This is a genomic window from Pseudomonas caspiana (assembly GCF_002158995.1).
GTDB classification, from domain to species: Bacteria; Pseudomonadota; Gammaproteobacteria; order Pseudomonadales; family Pseudomonadaceae; genus Aquipseudomonas; species Aquipseudomonas caspiana.
In genome coordinates, this window is record NZ_LOHF01000014.1 from 118515 (window position 1) to 140658 (window position 22144).

A 22144-nucleotide genomic window follows, 5' to 3' on the forward strand; every position below is an offset into this window, starting at 1 on the left:
TTTTTAAGCATTAAATTCAGGAATTTTGATGAAAGAGCGTCTGTTTATCCTCAGCCAGTACCTGCTACCGCATCACTTGCTGTCGCGTCTGGCGGGCTGTGTTGCCGAGTGCCGCGTGCGCTGGTTCAAGAATGCCTTTACCGCATGGTTCGCCCGTCGCTATCAGGTCAACATGTCTGAAGCGCAGGTCGAGGACTTGAGCGCCTATGAACACTTCAACGCCTTCTTCACCCGTGCTCTGAAACCCGGCGCTCGCCCGCTCGATGAAACGCCCGGTGCCATCCTGAGCCCGGCAGATGGCGCAATCAGCCAGTTGGGCCGCATCGAACAGGGCCGTATTTTCCAGGCCAAAGGCCACAGTTTCAGCGTGCTGGAGCTGCTGGGCGGCGACCCGGCGTTATCCGCGCCGTTCATGGGTGGCGAGTTTGCGACCGTTTATCTGTCCCCCAAGGACTATCACCGCGTGCACATGCCGCTGGCCGGTACGTTGCGTGAAATGGTGTATGTGCCGGGCCGGATCTTCTCGGTTAACCAGACTACAGCCGAAAACGTGCCTGAGCTGTTCGCCCGTAACGAGCGTGTTGTCTGCGTCTTCGATACCGAGCGCGGCCCCATGGCCGTGGTGCTGGTCGGCGCGATGATCGTGGCTTCCGTCGAAACCGTCTGGGCAGGCCTGGTGACGCCTCCCAAACGCGAACTGAAAACGTTCCGTTATGACGAAGCCGCTCGTGCGCCGGTCCATCTGGAGAAAGGTGCAGAAATGGGCCGCTTCAAGCTGGGCTCCACCGCCATCGTCCTGTTTGGCCCTGAGCAAGTGAAGTGGGCCGAGCAACTCACTGCGACATCGCCAGTGCGCATGGGCCAAGCCTTGGCACTGCCCGTACAGGTTTGAAACAGTAAAATAGTGGCACTATGTGCCACTATCAAGGTCTGATAGCCGTATCATGACGTTTCCCACTCGAGCCGGCACCGTTAGATTCGTCTGCGGGGCTGCGGCAGCAGGCCGATGCTGCTAGAGTTCCAACACCGGCTCTGTAGGAAACTTCGTGTTTGATTGATGTAGATTTCAGTTCTTTAACAGAGGACTGTTATTACTGCATCGATTCAATGCCGCCGTTCGGGCCAGAGTGGGTAGTTGGAGTTAGCCTGTCACATGAGTAATTTGAGCCTTCCTGTGTTGTTGCGCGTTCCCGCGCCAACGCAGTCGAGCCTGACATTCTGTGAAGCGACGCCCAAGGATCTCAAGCGTTGGATATCAACGCTGCCTAAAGCAAACCTGGGTGAAACAGCTCGTCAGCTCTATCAAGGCCTTACTGAACTCAATCAGCTGCTGACGCCCAGCGACAATCGACTGCAACTGCTTGAACTGCTGCGTCCCGAAGTGCATTTCGTCTGCAAGCATCTGGAACGTCACTTCCTCAATCAGGCCATCGTGCTTGATGAACGCCCGCGAAAAGTGGCCAATCTTTGTCAGGCGCTGCAAAACCATCTCGCGGTGGGCTACAAGCTGATCATCGAGCGCGTCAGCCCACGACTCAGCAAAGACCGCATTGCGCTGCTCACCACGGCACTTCAACGGGCGCTGCAATGCCTCAACGGCCCACTGATTCGCGCCAATCAATTGTATTGCCCCGTGCAGGAAGGCCTTTGGCTGGAGATGCACAAGATCTATCAGATTGCCTGCGAGCACGGGCTACAGAACGCCCCGGTCGCGGATGAGCAGGCCATCCACGCGCATGCGTTAACGGTAGAACAGACCTATATCATTGCCTTGCTGATGGGGTGCTCGCGTTGCAACCAGATGCGCCAGCTCAACATTGGCCGTCTTGCCGATGTCCTTGATGCGTGGAGTCCATTTGTCCGGCTGCAGTCTCCGACTGACGAAAACAGTCTGTTCGCACTGTCAGCAAAACATGACAAGCCGCCGCTTTATAAATCGCTGTTTCCCGAAGAGCAGTACCCTGTCCTGCTCGGCCTGAACACCCAGGCGTTGGCGGCGATGATCAGCCGTTACATCGAAACTCCGGCAGACCAGCGGGCACAATCGCCACTTCTGGTCCCTCAGGGTTTCTCACCCGACTTGCTGGAGCATCTCGCTGCGGCATGGGGCGATGTCGCCGAGCGCACGTTTCAGCGTACGCCCGGCCAGGGCAGCCTGAGCCTGTGCATAGGCATGAGCGCCTTGCATTATTACCTGGGCGGCAAACGCTCTTTCAGTGACATGCTACAAGTGCCGGCCACCAAGGCGGCTGAGTTCACGCTGCAGTTGGTGGCCGATAAAGCCGACGATCCTTGGGGCAGAGCCTTCGATACTCAGCGCGGCACTACTTCAGCGCTCATGCTGCCTTACGAGGAAATCCAGTATGAACAGCCCGACGCCGATGGCACGGATGCGGCATCCAACGCTCAGCAGACATTCCCGACCTTTGAACTGAACATCGTCAACCACAGCCCTGGCGGTTACTGCCTGGCATGGCCCAAGGATGTGCCGCAGCAGTTACAGGCCGGGGAGTTAGTCGGGATTCAGGATGACGCTGGTCAGGGCTGGAGTGTCGCGGTGGTGCGCTGGGTACGCCAGGTGCGCAGCGGGGGTACGCAAATGGGGATCGAACTGATCGCCCCTTTTGCTCAGCCTTGCGGCTTGCAAATCGTTCGCCCCGAACAGAACAGCCCATACATGCGTGCGTTGTTGCTGCCCGAAATTCGTGCGATCGAGCAACCGGCAACCCTGCTGGCGCCGAGACTGCCCTTCAAAGAGGGTAACAACGTCATGATCAACATTGCCGGAGAAGAGCACCGCGGCCTGTTGGGTCATCAGCGCACCAGCAGCGGCAGTTACAACCAGTTCGAATACGAGACCTTCGAACTGCCCGGCGCAGCGGGAGGCGGAGCGCCAAAAGCAGAACAGGAATTCGATTCGCTGTGGTCGTCGCTTTAAAGAGCAACACATCCGTGCGGTGGGAGCGAATTCATTCGCGAAGAGGCCGGGACAATCCCATACATTTCTATCTCTTGAAATGCAGCCTGCGCGAATAAATTCGCTCTCACTGGTTCAAACCCACAGCTTTAACCGCGCCCTTCTCGCTCTCTGACGCCCAACAGATACAGCACCCCGTCCAGCCCTAAGGTAGAGATCGCTTGTCTGGCTGACTGCTTGACCAGTGGCTTGGCGCGGAATGCGACACCCAGACCGGCGATGGCCAGCATCGGCAAGTCGTTGGCTCCGTCGCCCACCGCAATGGTCTGCTCCAGACTCAGGCCTTCCTTCGCTGCCAGCTCGCGCAACAAATCCGCCTTGCGCTGGGCATTGACGATAGGTTCAACGGCGACGCCTGTGCATTTGCCATCGACCACCTCCAGCTCGTTGGCGAAGACATAGTCGATCCCCAGTCGGGCCTGCAACTGCTTGGCAAAATAGGTGAAGCCGCCCGACAGAATCGCGGTCTTGTAGCCCAGACGTTTGAGTTCGGCGAAGAGAACTTCGGTCCCCTCGGTCAACCGAAGCGAAGCACCGATCTCGTCCAGCACGCTGACGTCCAGACCTTTGAGCAAGGCCAGACGCTCTTTAAAACTGGCGCTGAAGTCCAGTTCACCACGCATGGCGCGCTCGGTGATTTCCGAAACCCTATCGCCTACCCCATGAGCCTTGGCCAACTCATCGATGACCTCGGCTTCAATCAGGGTCGAGTCCATATCAAACACCGCCAGGCGCCGGTTGCGGCGGTACAACGAGTCCTGTTGGAAAGCGATATCGACGTTCAATTCCTCGGCAGCCTGCAGGAACTCAGCCTGCAAAGCCTTGGCGTCAGCGGGTTCGCCTCGCACAGAGAACTCAACGCAGCCTTTGCCGTGATCAGTCGGCGCATCCAGCGGCATGCGCCGGGACAGACGATCAATGCTGTCAATGCTCAGGCCGTGTCGGGTCGTAATAGAGCTGACACGCTGCAACTGTTCGGCAGTCACTTTGCGGGTCAGTAGCGTCACGATGTGCCGCGGGTTGTCCTGATTGTCGACCCACTGCTGATAATCCGCCTCAGACAGCGGACTGATGCGCACCTGCTGATCCAGTGCATGCGCCGCCGATTGAATGGCCGCAAGGACAGAAGCCCCCTGCTCGGTGTCGGGGATTTCGACAAGAATGCCGAACGACATGACGCCGTGAATCACCGCCTGGCCGATATCGAGGATGCTCACGCCACCCTCGGCAAGCACGCCGGTGATGGTCGCAGTGAGACCGGGACGGTCTTCACCGGTGATGTTAATCAGGACGATTTCGCGCAAGGGGCACCCCAGCAGTGGAAAAAAACCGCATTCTAACCACTTTCAGTGACCATCGGGCACAGGCAGCGCTTTGCCGCTCCTAGGTCGCTCGTTATACTGCGCGGCAACTTCTTCGAAAGAGCCGTGCTCTGTGAACCGGCCCACGCCTGTTAAAACTGATAATTTCTTCCTGCTGATCTTCCGGGCATTGCGCCATCGCCGTGTACCGATTGCTTTGCGCATCGCTAGCCACAACGTGATCCTCGTCGCCCTGGCGCTGATGATCTACGCCGGCGTGATGGGTTTGCAGTTCAAGCAGGCCATGCATGAGCAGGCCGATGCGCTGGGTCAGGCACTGACCACGCAAACTGCGACCTCCGCCACGGAGCTGCTGGTGTCCAACGACATCCTCAGTCTCAACGTGCTGCTGGGCAATCTTGTGAAGAACCCGCTGGTCGCGCATGCCGCGATCTACAGCGTGGACAATCGTATCCTCGCCGAAGCCGGTCAGCGCCCGAAAAACGGTCTGCTGGGCGAAGCGCAAGGCCTCTACGAGATCAAGATTACCTTCCAGGACACGATGGCCGGGCATCTGCGGATCAGTCTGGACATGTCTCAATTCCAGCAGCCGATGACCATCAGCCTGCAAAGCATGGGTATCCTCGCGGGCATCCTGCTGGCGCTCGCTTTGGCTCTGAGCCTGCGCCTGGGCCGACACATTTCCACTCCGCTGCTGCAATTGCGGATCTGGCTGCGGGATATCGACCCGTACACTCCGGCTGTAGAACGCCAGGATGAAATCGGTGATCTGGCTCGCCAGTTACGTGCATCCTTCGCACCGCCAATGCCCGAACCGGAGCCTGAACCAGAGCCGGAATACGCTGAAGATGAGTCGGATGATCTTTATGTGGAAGACGAGGAAGTAGAGCCTGCCGCCAAAGGCCGCTCCGCCCGCGAGCCAGGCTTTGACGAGGCGCCCAAGCCACGTTTGCCTGCGCCACCGGTACAGCGTCGTCTGGTCGCCGAAGAAGATGAAAAAGACGAGGAAGACCCGTTTGCCGACCTGCGCGACAATACCAGCGCCGCACCGCAGGTCAGTAAAACGGTCGCCCCAAGCACCCCACAGCCTAGCGCCGTACTGGCGGTACAGCTCGGCTCGCAAGATCAACTGCGTCGCCTGCCCCGAGCGCGCCTGACGGATCTGCTGCAGCGCTATCGTGATTGCCTGGATCAGGCTTCGTCGCTTTACGAAGGCGAACTGCATACCCTGAACGATGGCAGCACATTGATGTTGTTCCATAGTCAGGAAAGCGGCGACGACTACCTGACCAACGCCATCTGCTGCGGCGAGTTGTTGCGTGCCTTGAGCCATGCATTGCAGATTGAGGTCGCAGACAGCGGCATCACCCTGCAATTGCAGCTGGGCCTGACACTCGGCGAAGGTCTGGCAGGTTTGAGTCAGATCGACTTGTTGCTGACGGAAACCGCACAAGACGCTCTGGCCCTGTCGCAACACAGCCGCAACCTGTTGCTGGTTGAGCGCAAGATCAATGATGACGCACTGATCCGTCAGCGCGCCCGCATCCGCCCGATCGCAAGTCCCGAAGGCGCATGCTGTGTGGAGCGCCTTATGGAGCCCTATCCATCAATGCTTGAGCGCCAGTTAGCGCGTATGCACGAGACAGCGCGCAAGGTCTGATTGCGGATACCTTCCGCCTTCACCTGTAGGAGCGCACGAGCACCGCGATCGATGGCCTTGGGCAACCTTGACCAAATCGCGGATGGTTCTGAAAAACATCGAACCTGTAGGAGCTGCCGAAGGCTGTGAAAGCGATTTCGCTGAAGTATCGCCATTGGCAGCCTTCGGCAGCTCCTGCAGGGAATGCCAGATAGCAGCCCACAAAAAAGCCCGCATCGCTGCGGGCTTTTTTGTTTGCGCCGTTTCTAGAAGCGGAACACTTCCAGATCAGTGCGTATCGGTGAGGCCATAGGGATTTTTGGTTTCTCAGGCTCTTTTGCCCGAGCTACTGGAGCTTTCTTGGGCTCCTCCACTGGCTGCCAGGAAATCGGCTTGACCGCAGAACTCAACTGATCAGCCAAACGCTGGAGCAACAACCCCTGGGCTCGCACCTGATCGGCAGAAGTCCCGGCGTGAAGCTCTTCCAGGTGAACAATCCGGCTGTCCCGCACGTTGCCTTTGCGATCGACCAAACGCCATTGAGCATCCAAAATCGCTGGCTGCTTCGCGCCCGAGTCCAAACGGCTGATAGACAACACCACCTGCACATCAGGTGTGAAGTTCGCCGCCGCAGGCGCCAGCACGACACGCTGGCTGTCCAGCTTCCACGCCAATTGGCGCAGCAGCAGCTGATCAATATCCGAAGACAGGCTACCTGCCCAACGACCGTCGGTCGAAGCAGTCAGGCTACCGTCCGGCTGACGTTGCAACAATGTTTCGCGTTGCAGGTAGTCCGCCACTGAGACTGGCCCAAGTAAAACAGCCAGACCCTTATCGTGCGTGGGTTGCCCCGGTGTACCGCTGTCCAGCTGATATAGCGAGGTCGGTTGGTGCACACTGCAACCAGCCAGACCCAAAACACCGGTCATCAACAAAACAAAGGGAAGGCGTAGAAGATTCATCGTCCCATCCAGGTGGCCGCCGCCAGGCAAGCCACAGTGTATAACTCAACAAATTCGTGCAGGCACTCAGCCACGCTTGCGCCTCAAGACGTCATATCATCCGTGAATATGCGTCATGACTCCAGCGATTATGCGTCGATCTTCATGGCAAAACGAAGACCGATAGCTGTAAAAGGGTATTAAGAGGCGTTTTCCACCAATAACGCATCGACCCGCTGGAAGCCACGGGGCAATTTATTGCCACGACGCCCACGCTCGCCCTTGTAATGTTCCAGATCATCAGGCTTGAGTGACAAATTACGTTTGCCAGCCTGCAAGACTAGCGTGGCACCTTGTGGTATCACCGCGATATCAGTCACATACTCTTCGCGACTGGCGACTCGGTCCCCTGGAACCCCGATGATCTTGTTACCTTTGCCCTTGCTTAGCTGAGGCAAGTCGCTGATCTTGAAGATCAGCAGACGTCCCTCGGTGGTCACAGCAGCGAGCCAGTTCTGCTCACGATCAGCAACCGGCCGTGGCAACATGACCCTGGCTCCGTTCGGCAGACTCAGCAACGCTTTGCCGGCCTTGTTCTTGGCCTGCAAATCCTCGCCCTTGACGACGAAGCCGTAGCCCGCATCCGAAGCAATGACATACAACGCATCATCTTCAGGCAGCAACACACACTCGAACGTTGCGCCTGGCGGTGGCTGGAGCTTGCCGGTCAACGGCTCACCCTGCCCTCGCGCTGACGGCAAGGTATGAGCCGCCAAAGAATAGCTACGGCCAGTGGAGTCGATAAATACCGCATATTGGTTGGAGCGCCCCATTGCAGCCGTCTGGAAACCATCCCCTGCCTTGTAGGAAAGCCCGGTCGCGTCGATGTCATGGCCTTTGGCAGAGCGCACCCAGCCTTTTTCCGACAATACGACGGTCACTTTCTCATTCGGCAGCAGGTCGTGCTCGGTCATGGCCTTGGCTTCAGCGCGCTCCACGATAGGCGAGCGGCGGTCGTCGCCATAGGTTTCAGCGTCTTTGAGCAGTTCGGTGCGGACCAGCTTCTTCAGCTTGGCTTCGCTACCCAACAGGGCCAGCAACTTGGTGCGCTCTTTGTTCAGCTCATCCTGCTCGTTACGCAGCTTCATCTCTTCGAGGCGCGCCAACTGACGCAAGCGCGTATCCAGGATGTAGTCGGCCTGAATTTCGCTCAATTCGAAGCGCTCGATCAGCTTCGCCTTCGGATGTTCCTCGGTACGGATGATGTGGATCACTTCATCCAGGTTGAGGTAAGCGATCAACAAACCGTCCAACAGGTGCAGACGACGCTCCACCTTGTCGAGGCGGAATTGCAGACGACGGCGTACCGTGCGGACACGGAACTCTAGCCATTCAACCAGCAATGCGCGCAGGTTTTTAAGTTGCGGCTTGCCATCCAGACCAATGATATTGATGTTGACCCGGTAGCTGGACTCCAGATCAGTAGTAGCGAACAAGTGCTGCATCAGCGCTTCATGATCGACACGGCTGTTCACCGGGATGATCACGATGCGGCAAGGGTTTTCGTGGTCGGACTCATCACGCAGGTCCGCGACCTGCGGTGCCTTGGAAGGCTTGGCCTGCATGAGGGCAGCGATCTGCTCGAGTACCTTGGCACCGGAAACCTGATGCGGCAGCGAAGTGACGATGATGTCGCCATCTTCCACGTGGTACACAGCGCGCATGCGCACCGAGCCCTTGCCGGTTTCGTACATTTTCAGCAGATCGGCACGCGGCGTGATGATCTCTGCTTCGGTCGGGTAATCCGGACCTTGAATGTGCTCAACCAGTTGCTCAACGGTAGCTTTCGGCTCATCGAGCAGGCGCACGCAAGCAGTGGCGACCTCTCGCAAGTTATGCGGCGGCACGTCAGTGGCCATACCCACGGCAATACCGGTGGTGCCATTGAGGAGAATATTCGGCAAGCGTGCTGGCAAAACAGCTGGTTCGTCCAGGGTCCCGTCGAAGTTCGGCACCCAGTCCGCAGTGCCCTGGCCCAACTCGCTGAGCAGCACTTCGGAGTAACGCGACAGGCGCGCCTCGGTGTAACGCATGGCCGCGAAGGATTTCGGATCATCCGGCGCACCCCAGTTACCCTGCCCGTCTACCAGCGTGTAGCGGTAGCTGAACGGCTGAGCCATGAGCACCATGGCTTCATAACAGGCCGAGTCGCCGTGCGGGTGAAACTTACCGAGTACGTCGCCGACGGTACGCGCCGACTTTTTGTGCTTGGAATCGGCATCCAGGCCCAGCTCGCTCATGGCGTAGACGATGCGTCGCTGCACAGGCTTGAGGCCGTCGCCAATATGCGGCAAGGCACGGTCCATGATCACGTACATGGAGTAGTTGAGGTAGGCCTGTTCGGTGAAGTCAGCCAGTGACCGGCGTTCTACACCATCCAGGCTGAGGTCAAGGGAGTCGCTCATGCGGGCCTCATTATTTCGTGGTCTGACGCAGCAGCATGGTGCCGCCGCGCTGAGTAAATTCGAGTTGTTTCATTGCGCTCATACCCAGCAGCACTTGTTCTCCGTCCAGACCGGGCACCACCAGGGCGCGCACGTTGTGCAGGACTATATCGCCCAGTTGCAGGCGCTCGATGGAAGTCCGAAAGCCCTCACTGCGCCCATTGGCAGTGTTGACCCAAACCGGCGCACCGCGCTGCAACTGCAAGGTGTCGGCCACCTCGCCCGGAATCGCCACATCAGTGGCACCGGTATCCAGTAAAAACTGCACGAGATGATCGTTGATCTTCCCGGTGCTGACAAAATGCCCTTGGCGATTACCCACCAACTGCACTTCAACGTAACCATCACCGTGCTGCGAAGTGACCACGGCGTTGGGATTTTCCTGTTTGTCTTCCCACTCGCCAAAAAAGCGCGTCGCCAGAAACAGCCCCGCCGCCCAGGCAACGATCATCAGCACCTTTCCCGCACGTTTGCCGGGAGGCTGCTGACTCACCGCTGCGCGCTCCAACCGCCAGCAGGCGCCGCGAAACGCCAAACGATTGGACGTGTCTCGCCGTCGGCGCGCTTATCAAAATTGTTATCGATGCCGATCCAGGCGCCAGTCTCATCTACCACCAGTGCCTCGGTCAGGGCGAACGGCTGGTCGTAAAGCCGGTTGGGCATCAACGCCTCTTTGGCGAACGACCAACACTGCTCACTCTTGCCCGTCTCCAGAGCGCGCCGGCAAATACGATAGGCCGAACGCTCCAGGGTAAACAGCTTGCCGTTGAACAGCGACAAATCGGCAAAGTCACGGGAAACCGATTTTCCGCCAACCTGTGGTGGCAATACTTCTTTCCCCGGTTCTGTACGCAGCACGCAACTGCCCTTGCAGTGCCAAGTGTCCTGATCACGACTGACCACCAGCAAACCACGCTGATCGCGCTCGGCGGCCAACCACAACCGGTCACCTTGCGGGCTAACTGCAAGCCCTTCGAAAATAGCGTTGAAGTGTTGCAACATGCCGTTGGCGCGCGCCTGTGCAACCAGTTCGCTCGGCAATTTCAGCCAGACTGGCGCGCCTTCGGCAGGCACCTTGAGCACCTCGGCATGGGCCTCGCTGACGACATATTTATTGCCAGCCGTATCGCAACTGATGCCTTCGAAATCCAGACTGCCACCGCGAACGAAGGACGATAACTTGGCCAGCGAACGCAAGTTGGCCGGTAAATCACTTTCCGGCGCAGGCGGCACATCAATCTTCTCCGACTGAGCCAGCCAGACGGTTTTTGTCATATCCATGCGGTAGAGCAGGTCGTCGTCGCGATCCGAAATGGCCCATAACTGACCATTGCACACCGCCAGTCCCGAGAGATTGCCGCCAACCATGCCGTCTACCGGATGCTCAGAGACAAGTGCCAACTCTGGCAAAGGGGCTGCGAATGCCGGGGCGGCCAGCAGAGTTGCTAGCAGCGCAGTCGCGAAGCAAACACAGGATCTGTAGGAGCGCACGAGCACCGCGAGGCCGCGATGGCGTCCAGGCTGATGCATCGCCATCGCGGCCTCGCGGTGCTCGTGCGCTCCTACAGAAACCGTGCCAGCTACGCCGTCCTGTATCAAGCGCGCGCCTGCGGGTTTGGCGCTATCGCGCGGTGTCAGGGACACCGGGGCGCTTTGCATCAAGTCAGAACCTCGGCGAGGTTGCCTTTGGACTCCAGCCAGCTTTTGCGATCACCGGCGCGTTTTTTGGCCAGCAGCATATCCATCATTTCCGACGCCACTTCAAAATCGTCCAGCGTCAGTTGCACCAGACGACGGGTATTGGGATCCATGGTGGTTTCACGCAGTTGCGGCGGGTTCATTTCACCCAGACCTTTGAATCGCGTGACCTGCGGCTTGCCGCGTTTCTTCTCGGCCACCAGACGGTCCAGAATCCCGTCGCGCTCGGCTTCGTCCAGTGCGTAGTAAATGTCTTTACCCAAGTCGATGCGGTACAGAGGCGGCATGGCGACATACACGTGTCCGGCGTCAACCAGCGGACGGAAGTGCTGGACGAACAGCGCGCACAGCAACGTCGCGATGTGCAGACCATCGGAGTCGGCGTCAGCGAGGATGCAGATTTTGCCGTAGCGCAGCTGACTCATGTCCACCGCACCAGGGTCAACACCAATGGCGACGGCAATGTTGTGGACTTCCTGACTGGCGAGTACTTCGCCACCATCGACTTCCCACGTGTTGAGAATCTTGCCGCGCAACGGCAGGATCGCCTGAAACTCCTTGTCCCGCGCCTGCTTGGCCGAACCGCCAGCGGAATCACCCTCCACCAGGAACAGCTCGGAACGCATAGGGTCCTGCCCGGCGCAATCAGCCAGTTTGCCAGGCAATGCCGGGCCTTGAGTAATGCGCTTGCGCTCAACCTTCTTGCTGGCCTTGAGACGACGACCGGCGTTGTTGATCGCCAGTTCAGCCAGCTGCATGCCCAGATCGGAGTTAGCGTTGAGCCACAGGCTGAAGGCATCTTTGACGACGCCGGAGACAAACGCCGCAGCCTCGCGGGACGACAAACGTTCCTTGGTCTGACCAGAGAACTGTGGCTCCTGCATTTTCATCGACAGCACGAAAGCGATGCGCTCCCAAACGTCTTCCGGCGCGAGCTTAACGCCACGCGGCAGCAGGTTGCGGTATTCGCAGAACTCACGCATTGCATCAAGCAAGCCCTGACGCAAACCGTTGACGTGGGTACCGCCTTGCGCCGTCGGGATCAGGTTGACGTAGCTTTCCTGAACGCTGTCGCCGCCCTCCGGCAACCAGAGCAGTGCCCAGTCGACCGCTTCTTTATTACCGGCAAAACTGCCGCAGAACGGTTCGTCCGGCAGACGCAGGAAGTCGCTGACCGAATCCTGCAAGTAGGAACGCAGGCCATCTTCGTAGTGCCACTCGACTTTTTCGCCGGTGGCTTTGTCTTCAAAGCTGACCAGCAGCCCCGGACACAGCACCGCCTTGGCCTTGAGCACATGCTTGAGGCGGCTGACCGAGAACTTCGGGGTGTCGAAATACTTGGGGTCCGGCGCGAAGTACACGCTGGTACCGGTGTTGCGCTTGCCAACCGTACCGACAACTTCCAGCTCCGACGCCTTGTAGCCGTCAGTGAAGGACATTTCATATTCATTGCCATCGCGCTTGACCCGGACCTTGACCAGCGTCGACAGCGCGTTGACCACCGAAATACCCACACCGTGCAGACCACCGGAGAACTGGTAGTTCTTGTTGGAGAACTTGCCGCCCGCGTGAAGCTTGGTGAGGATCAGCTCGACACCCGAAACACCTTCCTCCGGGTGAATGTCCACCGGCATGCCGCGACCGTCGTCGGACACTTCCAGCGAGTTGTCGGCATGCAGAATCACCTGCACCGCTTTGGCATGGCCTGCCAGAGCTTCGTCGACGCTGTTGTCGATGACTTCCTGGGCAAGGTGGTTCGGCCGCGAAGTGTCGGTGTACATGCCCGGCCGCTTGCGAACCGGGTCGAGGCCCGAGAGGACTTCGATGGCGTCTGCGTTATAAGAGCTAGCGCTGGGATTGGCCATGGGGTCTCGTCATCAGTTGTTCGTGGGGTTACAGAGTTGAAAACCTGTAGGAACTGCCGCAGGCTGCGATCCGGCATACGCCAGGCTTTCGAACCAATCGCAGCCTACGGCAGCTCCTACATTTAATCCGGCAATACATTCAAAGCTTGGAAACATCCACCGCCTGCAGCAATTCGGGGGCGAATCCGGCAAAACTCAACAGGGCGGGCAATTGCCCGGCAAATCCCTGGTAGCTGTGGTCGCCGCCTGCCTGGATACGCAAAGCGCATGCCCGATAAAACGATTCGGCGCGGCGATAATCAAGGGTTTCATCACCGGTTTGCAGCCAGACCTGAACGCGCTTCGGGTCCTGAGGTGCAGGCACTTCCAGTTCGGCCAAGGCCTTTACGTGGTCGTGGGTCAGTTCCCATGTTTCACCGGTATAAAGGTTTTGCTGCGTACCGACAAAGCCGTCGAAAAGCTGATGCGGGTTGACTGCCGGGTTGATCAGCACGGCTTTCAGAGCGTGGCGCTGCGCCAAGTGTGTCGCATAGTAGCCGCCGAGCGAGCTGCCGACCAGCAGTGGCCGCCCGAGCTCTTCGATAGCGGACTCCAGCTGGACCATGGCCTGACGCGGATGATGATGCAATTCGGGGACACGCACCTGCTCACTCAGCCCAAGCGAGCGCATCAATGCGATCAATTGAGTAGCCTTTTTCGACAGCGCCGAGCTGTTCAGGCCGTGGATATACAGCAGTGTGGGTAATTCGCTGGTCACGCCGTCCGCTCCTGGAACACTGGGAGGTACAAAGCCGCGCAGTTTACAGGGACTAACGCTGAAAGACTCGCCTGCGTGTGTTTCACGACAAAAAGATCAGTAGCCCTTGCCGCCATAATCCACTTCGAATTCCAGCCCGACCACACGGGACACGCCTGTTTCCAGCGTTCCATCGTCGAACAGACGCAGCCAGCGATAGCCCGGCGCCGTGGTGTCGACCTTGAAGTCGACGCTGCCCGGCGCGAACTGGATGCAAGTTGAGGGCGATGCCAGCAGCCGAACGGTATCGCGCATCTGGTCGTATTCCTGATGAACATGCCCCCAGAGCACTGCACGCACCTGTGGAAAACGCTCAAGTACCGCAAACAGCGCATCAGGATTGCGCAGTCCAATGGGATTCATCCACTCGCAGCCAATCGGCACCGGGTTGTGGTGCAGACAGACGAGATGATGACGCTCGGGGGCTTCGCTCAGGGATTGCGCCAACAGCTGCAACTGCTGATCACATAGATAACCCGGTACCGACCCCGGTACCGACGAGTCCAGTAACGTCACGCGCCAGTTGCCGATATCAATTACCGGATCAAGCAAATCGCTTTGCTGCGCTGCCTGGCGCATTTCCTGAGATTCGTCGTGATTACCGGGGAACCAGCGTTTCGGCGCATCGATCTCCCCGCTCAACCGGCGGAACGCCTCATAAGACTCGACGCTGCCGTCCTGCGAAACATCGCCACTGGCAACCACCAGATCGACCTGCGGCTGCTCGGCCAATACCAGTTCGATGACTTTTTGCAGACTGTCGCGGGTACACATGCCCAGCAACGTACCGTCCGCATTGGCGAACAAATGACTGTCGGACAGCTGGACCAGCAGGACTGAATCCTTAACGGGGGCGTTTGGCAAAAGCCATCTCCTTGGGCAGAGTCTGGCAATTATGGTGGGAAGCGATCAGGTCGGCAAATCCGGGAGTGAGTGTCAGGTCTCAGTTACGAACGATTGGCCTGTAGGAGCTGCCGAAGGCTGCGATGGCGGCCAGGGTAAACGCTTCGCAACCCTTGGCAGCTCCTGCAAGAAATGTATTCTTTGAAAGACGAGATACAACGCTCACCGCACCGCTTCAAACTCATGCCCGCACGCAAGGCAATGGCTCAGCCACTCGCCTAAAAACAGATTGAGCTGGGCTTTTTCATCTGGCTGGTGCATTTCAGCGTTTGGATACGGGTAGATACCGCGAAAGCGCCGGGCGTGTTCGGCGCCAATCACTTCGGCCATGCGTGCGTCGTGATAGACCTGCACTTCAAGGCTTGGCACCGGCAGCCACGGCAGGCTGTGTTCCTGACGGACTTGCAGGGTGGTGGTGTAGGGGCAATCGAGCAATACCTCAACCGCCAGCACGCCGAGCATTTGATCGCCCTGTGTTACAGCGACTCGCCGCGAGCGCTGGGCGTTGCGCATGTCCGGCAACAACCGCATCAAGCGCGCATAGTTGGCCTCGCAGGCAGCTTGCAGCCCGGCAAGATCAACTCGATAGCGCTCGCGCAATAGATTCACGACCATAACCCCCTGACTTCAGCACGATTCAACGCCAGCCATTGCAGCGCAATAATCGTCGAAGCATTGATAATTCGCCCGTCACGTACGGCTTGCAGTGCGTCATCAAAAGACCAGACGGTGACGCGGATATCTTCACCCTCAGACTCCAGTCCGTGCAATCCCCCTGCCCCATCGCTTTCACAACGACCTAAGTACAGATGAACGAACTCGTCACTGCCACCGGGAGAAGGAAAGTATTTGGTGATGGGCCACAACGCACTGAACACAAGCCCAGCTTCCTCTTCTGCTTCGCGGTGGGCAACCTCTTCAGGTTCCTCCGCCTTGTCGATCAAACCCGCTACCAACTCGATCAGCCACGGGTTGGCGGTTTTCTCCAGCGCGCCGACGCGAAACTGCTCGATCAGCACCACTTCGTCACGCTTGGCGTCGTACGGCAGCACACAGACCGCATCATGACGCACAAAAAGTTCGCGACTGATCTCCTTGCCCAAGCCACCCGCAAACAGTTCGTGACGCAGGAACACTTTGTCCAGTCTATAAAAGCCCTGAAAGCAGTTTTCTCGCTTGGTGATTTCAAAATCTGTCGGGGTCGATCGGGTCGGGTCGGTCATGGGGTTCTCGCTTCGGGCAAATCGTGACGTGAGGCCATCCTAACGCGCATCGCCAACCTTATGCAGCCCCCTCTTGAACATGCAGGGTAGACGGTCAATGGCGAAACGAACTCTAATCCGCCTGGCGGCGAACCGATGTCACTGTTTGCAGTCCAAGCAGCCTGAACTCGAACAACGTAACCGTCTTCATTGCCACCGCAAAGGATCAACATGTCGTTATTGAGGATCGCTTCACTGGCTTGCCTGGCACTTATGCTGGGTGCGTGTCAGAGCCTGTTCCAACCCAATTACCGTGCGCCCCTGCAAGTGCAGCGCGATGCGTCCGAGCTGATCAAGCCGGGCTGTACCGCCGCCGATTGCCCGCTGGTGAATATCGACACCGTGCACTTCCCTGATGAGCCCAAGCTGGACGCCATCGTGCAGAAAACCCTGCTGCAACTGACTCGCACGGATTCCAGCGGACCACTGCCGGTTTCGCTCAAGGCTTACCAGGAGCAATATCTGCGTGATTCCCAGGGTCGCAACGCCAGCTACCTGCAAGCCAAGGTACGTGAGCAACATGACGGTATCGTAGTCGTCGAGCTGTCCAGTTATCTGGACACGGGCGGCGCACACGGCGCTCCTGGTCGCGCGTTCATCAACTACTCGCGCCAGCAAGAGAAAGTGCTGACCCTGGCCGACATGATCGTACCGGGCAAGGAAGGCGAGTTCTGGCAAAAAGCCGAACTGGCGCATCAGGGCTGGCTGCTGTCGACCAAGATGAACGAAGACCCTGAGTTCATGAAAACCTGGCCGTTCAAACGCACCCCGCACATCGCTCTGACCTATGGCGCGTTCATTCTGAAGTATCAGGTGGACACCATCGCGCCGTATTCCATGGGCCACATCGAGCTGAAGATTCCTTATCCGCAGCTCAATGGCATCCTCAAACCGGAGCTGTTCCCCGGCCGCGGTTGAGATTTTTACCCAGCAATTTTTTTACCCAGCAACAACTGCAGCACGCCAGCGACGATCAGCGCTGGCAGTGTTGCGCCGATATCCGGATAAAGGTTGGCCAGCAAGTGATAGGTGCTGACTCCACCCAACCAGGCCAGCAACGTCATCCATTGAAACCCTACGTTAGCCGCCTGGCTGCTGCGCCCGCGCAATACAAAATGATCCACCAGCACCACGCCGAACAAAGGCGCAAACACCGAGCCAATCAGCAACAGGAAGTTCTGGTACTGCGCCAACGGCGCAAGGCAGGCGATCAGCGTGCAGATAACGCCTATAGCCAAGGCCAGATGCTCGACTTTCAGCTTTAACAAAATCCCGCTGGATACCGCTGCCGAGTGAATATCAGCGAAGGCGTTTTCCGACTCGTCGAGCAGGATCAGCAACAATGGGATCCCCAATCCCGCCCCGGCCAGCGCCAGCAACAACGCATTGACTTCTCCGCTTGGCGCAAACGCCAGGGTGTAAGCAACGCCCAGGCTCATCAGCCAGAAGTTACCGATAAAGAACCCCAACGCGGTGCCACCGAAGACGTTTTTCGCTCGCTTGCCGAAACGTGAGTAATCGGCAATCAATGGCAGCCACGACAGCGGCATGGCGATGGCAATGTCGAAGCCCACGGCAAAGGGCAAAGATCCGTCACCGGCCTGAGCCCAAAGCGCGGCCAGATCCGCCTTGGCGAAAAGATTCCAGGTCAGCCACAGGCACGCCGCCAGCAACAGCCAGATGCCCCATTTGCGCAGGATCTGTCGCACGAACGTCAGCGGCCCACTGACGGCCAGCAATGTCGCCAATCCACCAAAAAACAGGGTCCAGAGCAGCGGGCTTGTCCACACGCTGCCTTCGCCAAAAGCACGGGTGCCCAGCAAACTTGCCGCGTCGCGCATGACGATGATTTCGAAAGAGCCCCAGCCAATCAGTTGCAGCAGGTTGAGCAGTGCGGGCAGTGACGCGCCTTTGCTGCCCAGGCTGAGTTTGAGCGCAGCCATGGACGACAAGCCTGTGTCGCTGCCAATCACGCCGACAGCTGCCAGCAGCAACACGCCCACTAGCGTGCCGAGGAAGATCGCCAGCAGCGAACCCGAGAGACCCAGCCCCGGCGCCAACAGCGCGCCGGTTTGCAGGACCATCAGGCCAATGCCGAGGGAAAACCATAGAGAAAACAGATCGCGCGCGCCGAAAACACGCTTGCCTTCGGGGACGGGGTAATCGGGTGAATAGGTGTTGGGGGTGGTCATGGTGGGGGCTCGCAAATGATCAGCTGGAACGCGGACCTGTGGGAGCGAGGCTTGCCCGCGATAAGGCTGGACGCGGTTTACTTTAGATCGCGTAGGACCTTATCGCGGGCAAGCCTCGCTCCCACAGGAGATTGGCTCCAGCAGGTTTATTTAATGAAATAAATCAAACCTTTTTGTACAACTGGCTACCTTCCTGTTTGAAGCGTTCGGCCTGTTCCGCCAGCCCTTGGGCGACGTCCAGGTCAATGGCATCAATCTTCTGGTTGGCCGCGTACTCCCGCACTTCCTGGGTAATTTTCATCGAGCAGAATTTCGGCCCGCACATGGAGCAGAAATGCGCGACCTTGGCGGAATCCTTCGGCAGGGTTTCATCGTGATAAGACCGCGCGGTGTCCGGGTCTAGCCCGAGGTTGAACTGGTCTTCCCAACGGAATTCAAACCGCGCCTTGCTCAGTGCGTTATCGCGGATCTGCGCGCCCGGATGGCCTTTGGCAAGATCCGCGGCATGCGCAGCAATCTTGTAAGTGATGATCCCGGTCTTCACGTCATCCTTGTTCGGCAGGCCCAAATGCTCTTTAGGCGTGACGTAGCAGAGCATCGCGCAACCGAACCAGCCGATCATTGCGGCACCAATACCCGAGGTGATGTGGTCGTAGCCCGGCGCAATATCCGTGGTCAGCGGGCCAAGGGTGTAGAACGGTGCTTCGTCACAGCACTCCAGCTGCTTGTCCATGTTCTCTTTGATCAGTTGCATCGGCACGTGGCCTGGACCTTCGATCATGGTCTGTACGTCGTGCTTCCAGGCGATCTTGGTCAGTTCACCCAGGGTTTCCAGCTCACCAAACTGCGCAGCGTCATTGGCATCGGCAATTGAACCCGGACGCAGGCCATCGCCCAGCGAGAAGCTGACGTCGTAGGCCTTCATGATTTCGCAGATGTCTTCGAAGTGTGTGTAAAGGAAGTTCTCTTTGTGATGCGCCAGGCACCACTTGGCCATGATCGAACCGCCACGGCTGACGATGCCGGTGACGCGTTTGGCGGTCAGTGGCACGTAGCGCAACAGCACGCCGGCGTGGATGGTGAAGTAATCGACGCCCTGCTCCGCTTGCTCGATCAGCGTGTCGCGAAACAGCTCCCAGGTCAGGTCCTCGGCAGCACCGCCGACTTTTTCCAGCGCCTGATAGATCGGCACTGTACCGATCGGCACCGGCGAGTTACGAATGATCCACTCGCGGGTTTCGTGGATGTGTTTGCCGGTGGACAAGTCCATGACCGTGTCCGAGCCCCAGCGAATACCCCAGGTCAGTTTGGCGACTTCTTCTTCGATGGAAGAGCCCAGTGCGCTATTGCCAATGTTGCCGTTGATCTTCACCAGAAAGTTGCGGCCAATGATCATCGGCTCCAACTCGGTATGGTTGATGTTGGCCGGGATAATCGCGCGACCACGGGCGATTTCTTCACGCACGAACTCAGCGGTGATTTCTTTGGGGATGTTGGCGCCAAAACTGTGCCCGGCGTGCTGCTGAGTCAGCAGGCCAGCAGCTCGCGCTTCCTGCAGCTTCATGTTTTCGCGAATCGCGACGTACTCCATCTCCGCCGTGATGATGCCCTGACGCGCATAGTGCATCTGGCTGACATTGGCACCCGCTTTGGCCCGACGCGGGTTGCGCACATGGGCAAAACGCAGACGGGTCAGTTCGGCATCGGCCAGTCGCTGCTGGCCGAAGTTCGATGTCAGGCCGTCGAGACGCTCGGTGTCATTGCGCGAGTCGATCCATGGTGAACGCACGTCAGCCAGGCCTTTGCGCACATCAATAATGACGTTCGGGTCGGTGTAAGGACCGGACGTGTCATACACCGTCACCGGCGCATTGATTTCCCCACCAAAGTCGGTAGGAGTCACGTCCAGGGTGATTTCGCGCATGGGCACGCGGATGTCCGGGCGAGAACCCTGAACATAGATTTTTTGCGAGCGGGTAAACGGCTGCACCGATCCAGAGTCGACTTGTGCGGACTCACTCAGGTTGGCGGCGTTTTTTAGATTTGTACTCATCACGGGCTCTCCAGACATCATCCAGCGGCGGATTAATTGTCGGAGCGAACCTGAAGACGAAAAGACGCACCAAGGCTGGTGCTGAGTATCGAGCGGAAGAATGTCAGGTTCAGATATGAACCAAAGACCCCGGACGACACTCAAGAGGACTCGCCGGGAGACGAGAAATCTTGTTCCCTACGCAGGCGCTAACCTGATCAGGTTCAACGGGATCCGGTTTAACCGATCTCAGCCTCAAAGCAAGGCACCCCGACAAGAACGTCGCCAGTCTAGTCGGGACGGGCCCGGAACGCCAAGCACGTTTTCAAACGCTGGATAAATGGCCTGCCTGATTGTTGCAAGGTCCCCCAGCCTCTACACTCGCTAACCAGTTTCTTCGAATCGGACTGGCACCATAATCATGAACAGGGAACACCCCATGCTGCACAAACTTTCATTGGCCATTGCCGTGTCATGTGCCTGCAGTTCGATTGCCTGGGCAGCCGATTTGCCGCTGCCAACCAAGACCGGCCTGGTCAGTGTTTATCAGGAAGCTGTCGACAACAACGCCGATCTTGCAGCAGCCCGCGCCGATTATGCCGCTCGCAAGGAAGTCGTGCCGCAGGCCCGCGCAGGCTTGCTGCCCAATCTGTCTGCAGGCGCAGACGTCAACAATACCCGCACCAGCATCGACCAACCCAACGCCGTCGCTACCCGCAGCGGCACGGTGTATCAGGCGACGCTGAGCCAACCGATTTTCCGTGCCGACCGCTGGTTCCAGTTACAGGCCGCCGAAGCCGTCAACGAACAAGCAGCACTGGAGCTGTCGGCCACCGAGCAGAACCTGATTCTGGAAAGCGCGCAAAGCTACTTCACCGTGCTGCGCGCCCAGGACAATCTGGCCTCGACCAAAGCTGAAGAAGCGGCCTTCAAGCGTCAGCTGGATCAAGCCAACGAGCGCTTTGATGTTGGCCTTTCCGATAAGACCGACGTGCTGCAGGCCCAGGCCAGCTACGACAATGCCCGCGCCAGCCGGATCGTTGCCAAACGTCAGGTGGATGATGCTTTTCAAGCGCTGGTGACGCTGACCAATCGTGAATACAACTCCATTGAGGGCATCGTCCACACGTTACCGATTCTGGCGCCGATGCCCAATGATGCAAAAGCCTGGGTTGATACGGCCGCGCAGCAGAACCTCAATCTGCTGGCCAGCAATTACGCAGTCAGCGCAGCCGAAGAAACCCTGCGCCAGCGCAAGGCCGGACACGCCCCGACCCTTGATGCGGTGGCCCAATACCAGCGCGGCGATAACGATGCGCTGGGCTTCAGCAACCCGAACTACACCGGGCAGAACTACCGGGGCGATGTAGAGCAGCGCAGTATTGGCGTGCAGTTGAATATCCCGATCTACAGCGGCGGCCTGACCAGTTCGCAAGTGCGCGAAGCGTATTCAAGGTTGAGCCAGAGCGAACAGCGCCGCGAGGGCTTGCGTCGCCAAGTGGTGGAGAACACTCGCAATCTGCACCGCGCTGTGAATACCGATGTCGAGCAGGTTCAGGCCCGCAAACAGTCAATCATCTCCAACCAGAGCGCGCTGGAAGCCACGGAAATCGGTTATCAGGTGGGGACTCGTAACATCGTCGACGTGCTGGATGCCCAGCGTCAGCTGTACGCCTCGGTGCGCGACTACAACAACACCCGCTATGACTACATCCTCGACAACCTGCGCTTGAAGCAGGCAGCAGGCACGTTGAATCCCGGCGACCTGCAGGATTTGTCGCGCTACCTGAAAGCCGACTACAACCCGGACAAAGACTTCCTGCCACCGGATCTGGCAGCGGCCGCGAAAAAGAACTTCGAGAGACCGCCGCAACGGTAGAGATCATTGTCGAGCAGCAAACGGAAACCTGTAGGTGCTCGTGAGTGCCTACAGAAAAGCATGAGGCGACCTCCTAAACCAGCGCCGCCACGCAACTGCGGTAGGAGCGAACTTGTTCGCTAGGCGATACGTCT

17 protein-coding genes and 1 riboswitch are annotated in these 22144 nt (G+C 58.3%); of the genes, 5 read left to right on the top strand and 12 right to left on the bottom strand.

The window, feature by feature from the left end:
- The first annotated feature begins 22 nt into the window (after positions 1-22).
- Both asd and AUC60_RS17045 read left to right on the top strand, forming a co-directional pair.
- A complete protein-coding gene (asd, locus tag AUC60_RS17040) occupies positions 23-892 on the top strand; it encodes an archaetidylserine decarboxylase (RefSeq protein WP_167384367.1) in 870 nt (289 codons plus the stop codon).
- 261 nt (positions 893-1153) lie between these two features.
- On the top strand, positions 1154-2938 hold the full coding sequence (locus tag AUC60_RS17045; protein WP_087269912.1) for a molecular chaperone: 1785 nt from the start codon (positions 1154-1156) through the stop codon (positions 2936-2938).
- A 128-nt stretch (positions 2939-3066) separates the two neighbouring features.
- Here AUC60_RS17045 and serB read toward each other — a convergent pair whose 3' ends face one another.
- The gene (gene serB, locus AUC60_RS17050) at positions 3067-4281 is read right to left on the bottom strand and encodes a phosphoserine phosphatase SerB (protein ID WP_087269915.1); all 1215 of its coding nucleotides are present in this window, start codon (positions 4279-4281) and stop codon (positions 3067-3069) included.
- A gap of 130 nt (positions 4282-4411) precedes the next feature.
- Between serB and AUC60_RS17055 the strand changes: the two genes are divergently transcribed.
- A complete protein-coding gene (locus AUC60_RS17055) occupies positions 4412-5959 on the top strand; it encodes an AhpA/YtjB family protein (RefSeq protein WP_087269918.1) in 1548 nt (515 codons plus the stop codon).
- 245 nt (positions 5960-6204) lie between these two features.
- On the opposite strand, the gene AUC60_RS17060 is transcribed toward AUC60_RS17055, so the two are convergent.
- The 9 genes from AUC60_RS17060 to AUC60_RS17100 all read right to left on the bottom strand — a co-directional run bounded on the left by AUC60_RS17060 (position 6205) and on the right by AUC60_RS17100 (position 15868).
- Positions 6205-6900, bottom strand: coding sequence for a PqiC family protein (locus AUC60_RS17060; protein ID WP_087269921.1), 696 nt, complete (start codon positions 6898-6900; stop codon positions 6205-6207).
- A gap of 179 nt (positions 6901-7079) precedes the next feature.
- A complete protein-coding gene (parC, locus tag AUC60_RS17065) occupies positions 7080-9344 on the bottom strand; it encodes a DNA topoisomerase IV subunit A (protein ID WP_087269924.1) in 2265 nt (754 codons plus the stop codon).
- 10 nt (positions 9345-9354) lie between these two features.
- Positions 9355-9834 (bottom strand): retropepsin-like aspartic protease family protein, encoded by a 480-nt coding sequence (locus AUC60_RS17070; protein WP_087270041.1) that lies wholly within the window; start codon positions 9832-9834, stop codon positions 9355-9357.
- A 38-nt stretch (positions 9835-9872) separates the two neighbouring features.
- A complete protein-coding gene (locus tag AUC60_RS17075; protein WP_087270044.1) occupies positions 9873-10913 on the bottom strand; it encodes an esterase-like activity of phytase family protein in 1041 nt (346 codons plus the stop codon).
- 128 nt (positions 10914-11041) lie between these two features.
- The gene (parE, locus tag AUC60_RS17080; protein ID WP_087269927.1) at positions 11042-12946 is read right to left on the bottom strand and encodes a DNA topoisomerase IV subunit B; all 1905 of its coding nucleotides are present in this window, start codon (positions 12944-12946) and stop codon (positions 11042-11044) included.
- A gap of 139 nt (positions 12947-13085) precedes the next feature.
- Positions 13086-13703: a YqiA/YcfP family alpha/beta fold hydrolase gene (locus tag AUC60_RS17085; RefSeq protein WP_087269930.1), complete on the bottom strand. Its 618-nt coding sequence runs from the start codon at positions 13701-13703 to the stop codon at positions 13086-13088.
- Positions 13704-13799: 96 nt separating this feature from the next.
- Positions 13800-14576: a 3',5'-cyclic-AMP phosphodiesterase gene (gene cpdA, locus AUC60_RS17090; RefSeq protein ID WP_193441870.1), complete on the bottom strand. Its 777-nt coding sequence runs from the start codon at positions 14574-14576 to the stop codon at positions 13800-13802.
- Between the two features lie 231 nt (positions 14577-14807).
- Positions 14808-15260, bottom strand: a complete 453-nt coding sequence (locus tag AUC60_RS17095; RefSeq protein WP_087269938.1) for a DUF1249 domain-containing protein — start codon at positions 15258-15260, stop codon at positions 14808-14810.
- Positions 15251-15868 (bottom strand): NUDIX domain-containing protein, encoded by a 618-nt coding sequence (locus AUC60_RS17100; protein ID WP_087269941.1) that lies wholly within the window; start codon positions 15866-15868, stop codon positions 15251-15253. The genes AUC60_RS17095 and AUC60_RS17100 overlap by 10 nt, the downstream gene beginning before the upstream one ends.
- A gap of 210 nt (positions 15869-16078) precedes the next feature.
- Here AUC60_RS17100 and AUC60_RS17105 point away from each other — a divergent pair, with 210 nt between their 5' ends.
- Positions 16079-16825 (top strand): RsiV family protein, encoded by a 747-nt coding sequence (locus AUC60_RS17105; protein WP_087269944.1) that lies wholly within the window; start codon positions 16079-16081, stop codon positions 16823-16825.
- A gap of 5 nt (positions 16826-16830) precedes the next feature.
- Here AUC60_RS17105 and cytX read toward each other — a convergent pair whose 3' ends face one another.
- Positions 16831-18099, bottom strand: coding sequence for a putative hydroxymethylpyrimidine transporter CytX (gene cytX, locus AUC60_RS17110; RefSeq protein WP_087269947.1), 1269 nt, complete (start codon positions 18097-18099; stop codon positions 16831-16833).
- A 163-nt stretch (positions 18100-18262) separates the two neighbouring features.
- Positions 18263-20152 (bottom strand): phosphomethylpyrimidine synthase ThiC, encoded by a 1890-nt coding sequence (thiC, locus tag AUC60_RS17115; protein WP_087269952.1) that lies wholly within the window; start codon positions 20150-20152, stop codon positions 18263-18265.
- Between the two features lie 157 nt (positions 20153-20309).
- A riboswitch (TPP riboswitch) is annotated at positions 20310-20414 on the bottom strand.
- A gap of 156 nt (positions 20415-20570) precedes the next feature.
- On the opposite strand from thiC, the gene AUC60_RS17120 reads away from it, so the two are divergent.
- Positions 20571-22010, top strand: coding sequence for a TolC family outer membrane protein (locus AUC60_RS17120; RefSeq protein ID WP_087269956.1), 1440 nt, complete (start codon positions 20571-20573; stop codon positions 22008-22010).
- Positions 22011-22144 lie beyond the last annotated feature (134 nt).

Coding starts and splice junctions, on each gene's coding strand:
- AUC60_RS17045 (WP_087269912.1), top strand. CDS start 1,154: ATGAGTAATTTGAGCCTTCCTGTGTTGTTGCGCGTTCCCGCGCCAACG.
- AUC60_RS17060 (WP_087269921.1), bottom strand. CDS start 6,900: ATGAATCTTCTACGCCTTCCCTTTGTTTTGTTGATGACCGGTGTTTTG.
- parC (WP_087269924.1), bottom strand. CDS start 9,344: ATGAGCGACTCCCTTGACCTCAGCCTGGATGGTGTAGAACGCCGGTCA.
- AUC60_RS17070 (WP_087270041.1), bottom strand. CDS start 9,834: ATGATCGTTGCCTGGGCGGCGGGGCTGTTTCTGGCGACGCGCTTTTTT.
- AUC60_RS17075 (WP_087270044.1), bottom strand. CDS start 10,913: ATGCATCAGCCTGGACGCCATCGCGGCCTCGCGGTGCTCGTGCGCTCC.
- parE (WP_087269927.1), bottom strand. CDS start 12,946: ATGGCCAATCCCAGCGCTAGCTCTTATAACGCAGACGCCATCGAAGTC.
- AUC60_RS17095 (WP_087269938.1), bottom strand. CDS start 15,260: ATGGTCGTGAATCTATTGCGCGAGCGCTATCGAGTTGATCTTGCCGGG.
- AUC60_RS17100 (WP_087269941.1), bottom strand. CDS start 15,868: ATGACCGACCCGACCCGATCGACCCCGACAGATTTTGAAATCACCAAG.
- AUC60_RS17105 (WP_087269944.1), top strand. CDS start 16,079: ATGTCGTTATTGAGGATCGCTTCACTGGCTTGCCTGGCACTTATGCTG.
- cytX (WP_087269947.1), bottom strand. CDS start 18,099: ATGACCACCCCCAACACCTATTCACCCGATTACCCCGTCCCCGAAGGC.
- thiC (WP_087269952.1), bottom strand. CDS start 20,152: ATGAGTACAAATCTAAAAAACGCCGCCAACCTGAGTGAGTCCGCACAA.
- AUC60_RS17120 (WP_087269956.1), top strand. CDS start 20,571: ATGCTGCACAAACTTTCATTGGCCATTGCCGTGTCATGTGCCTGCAGT.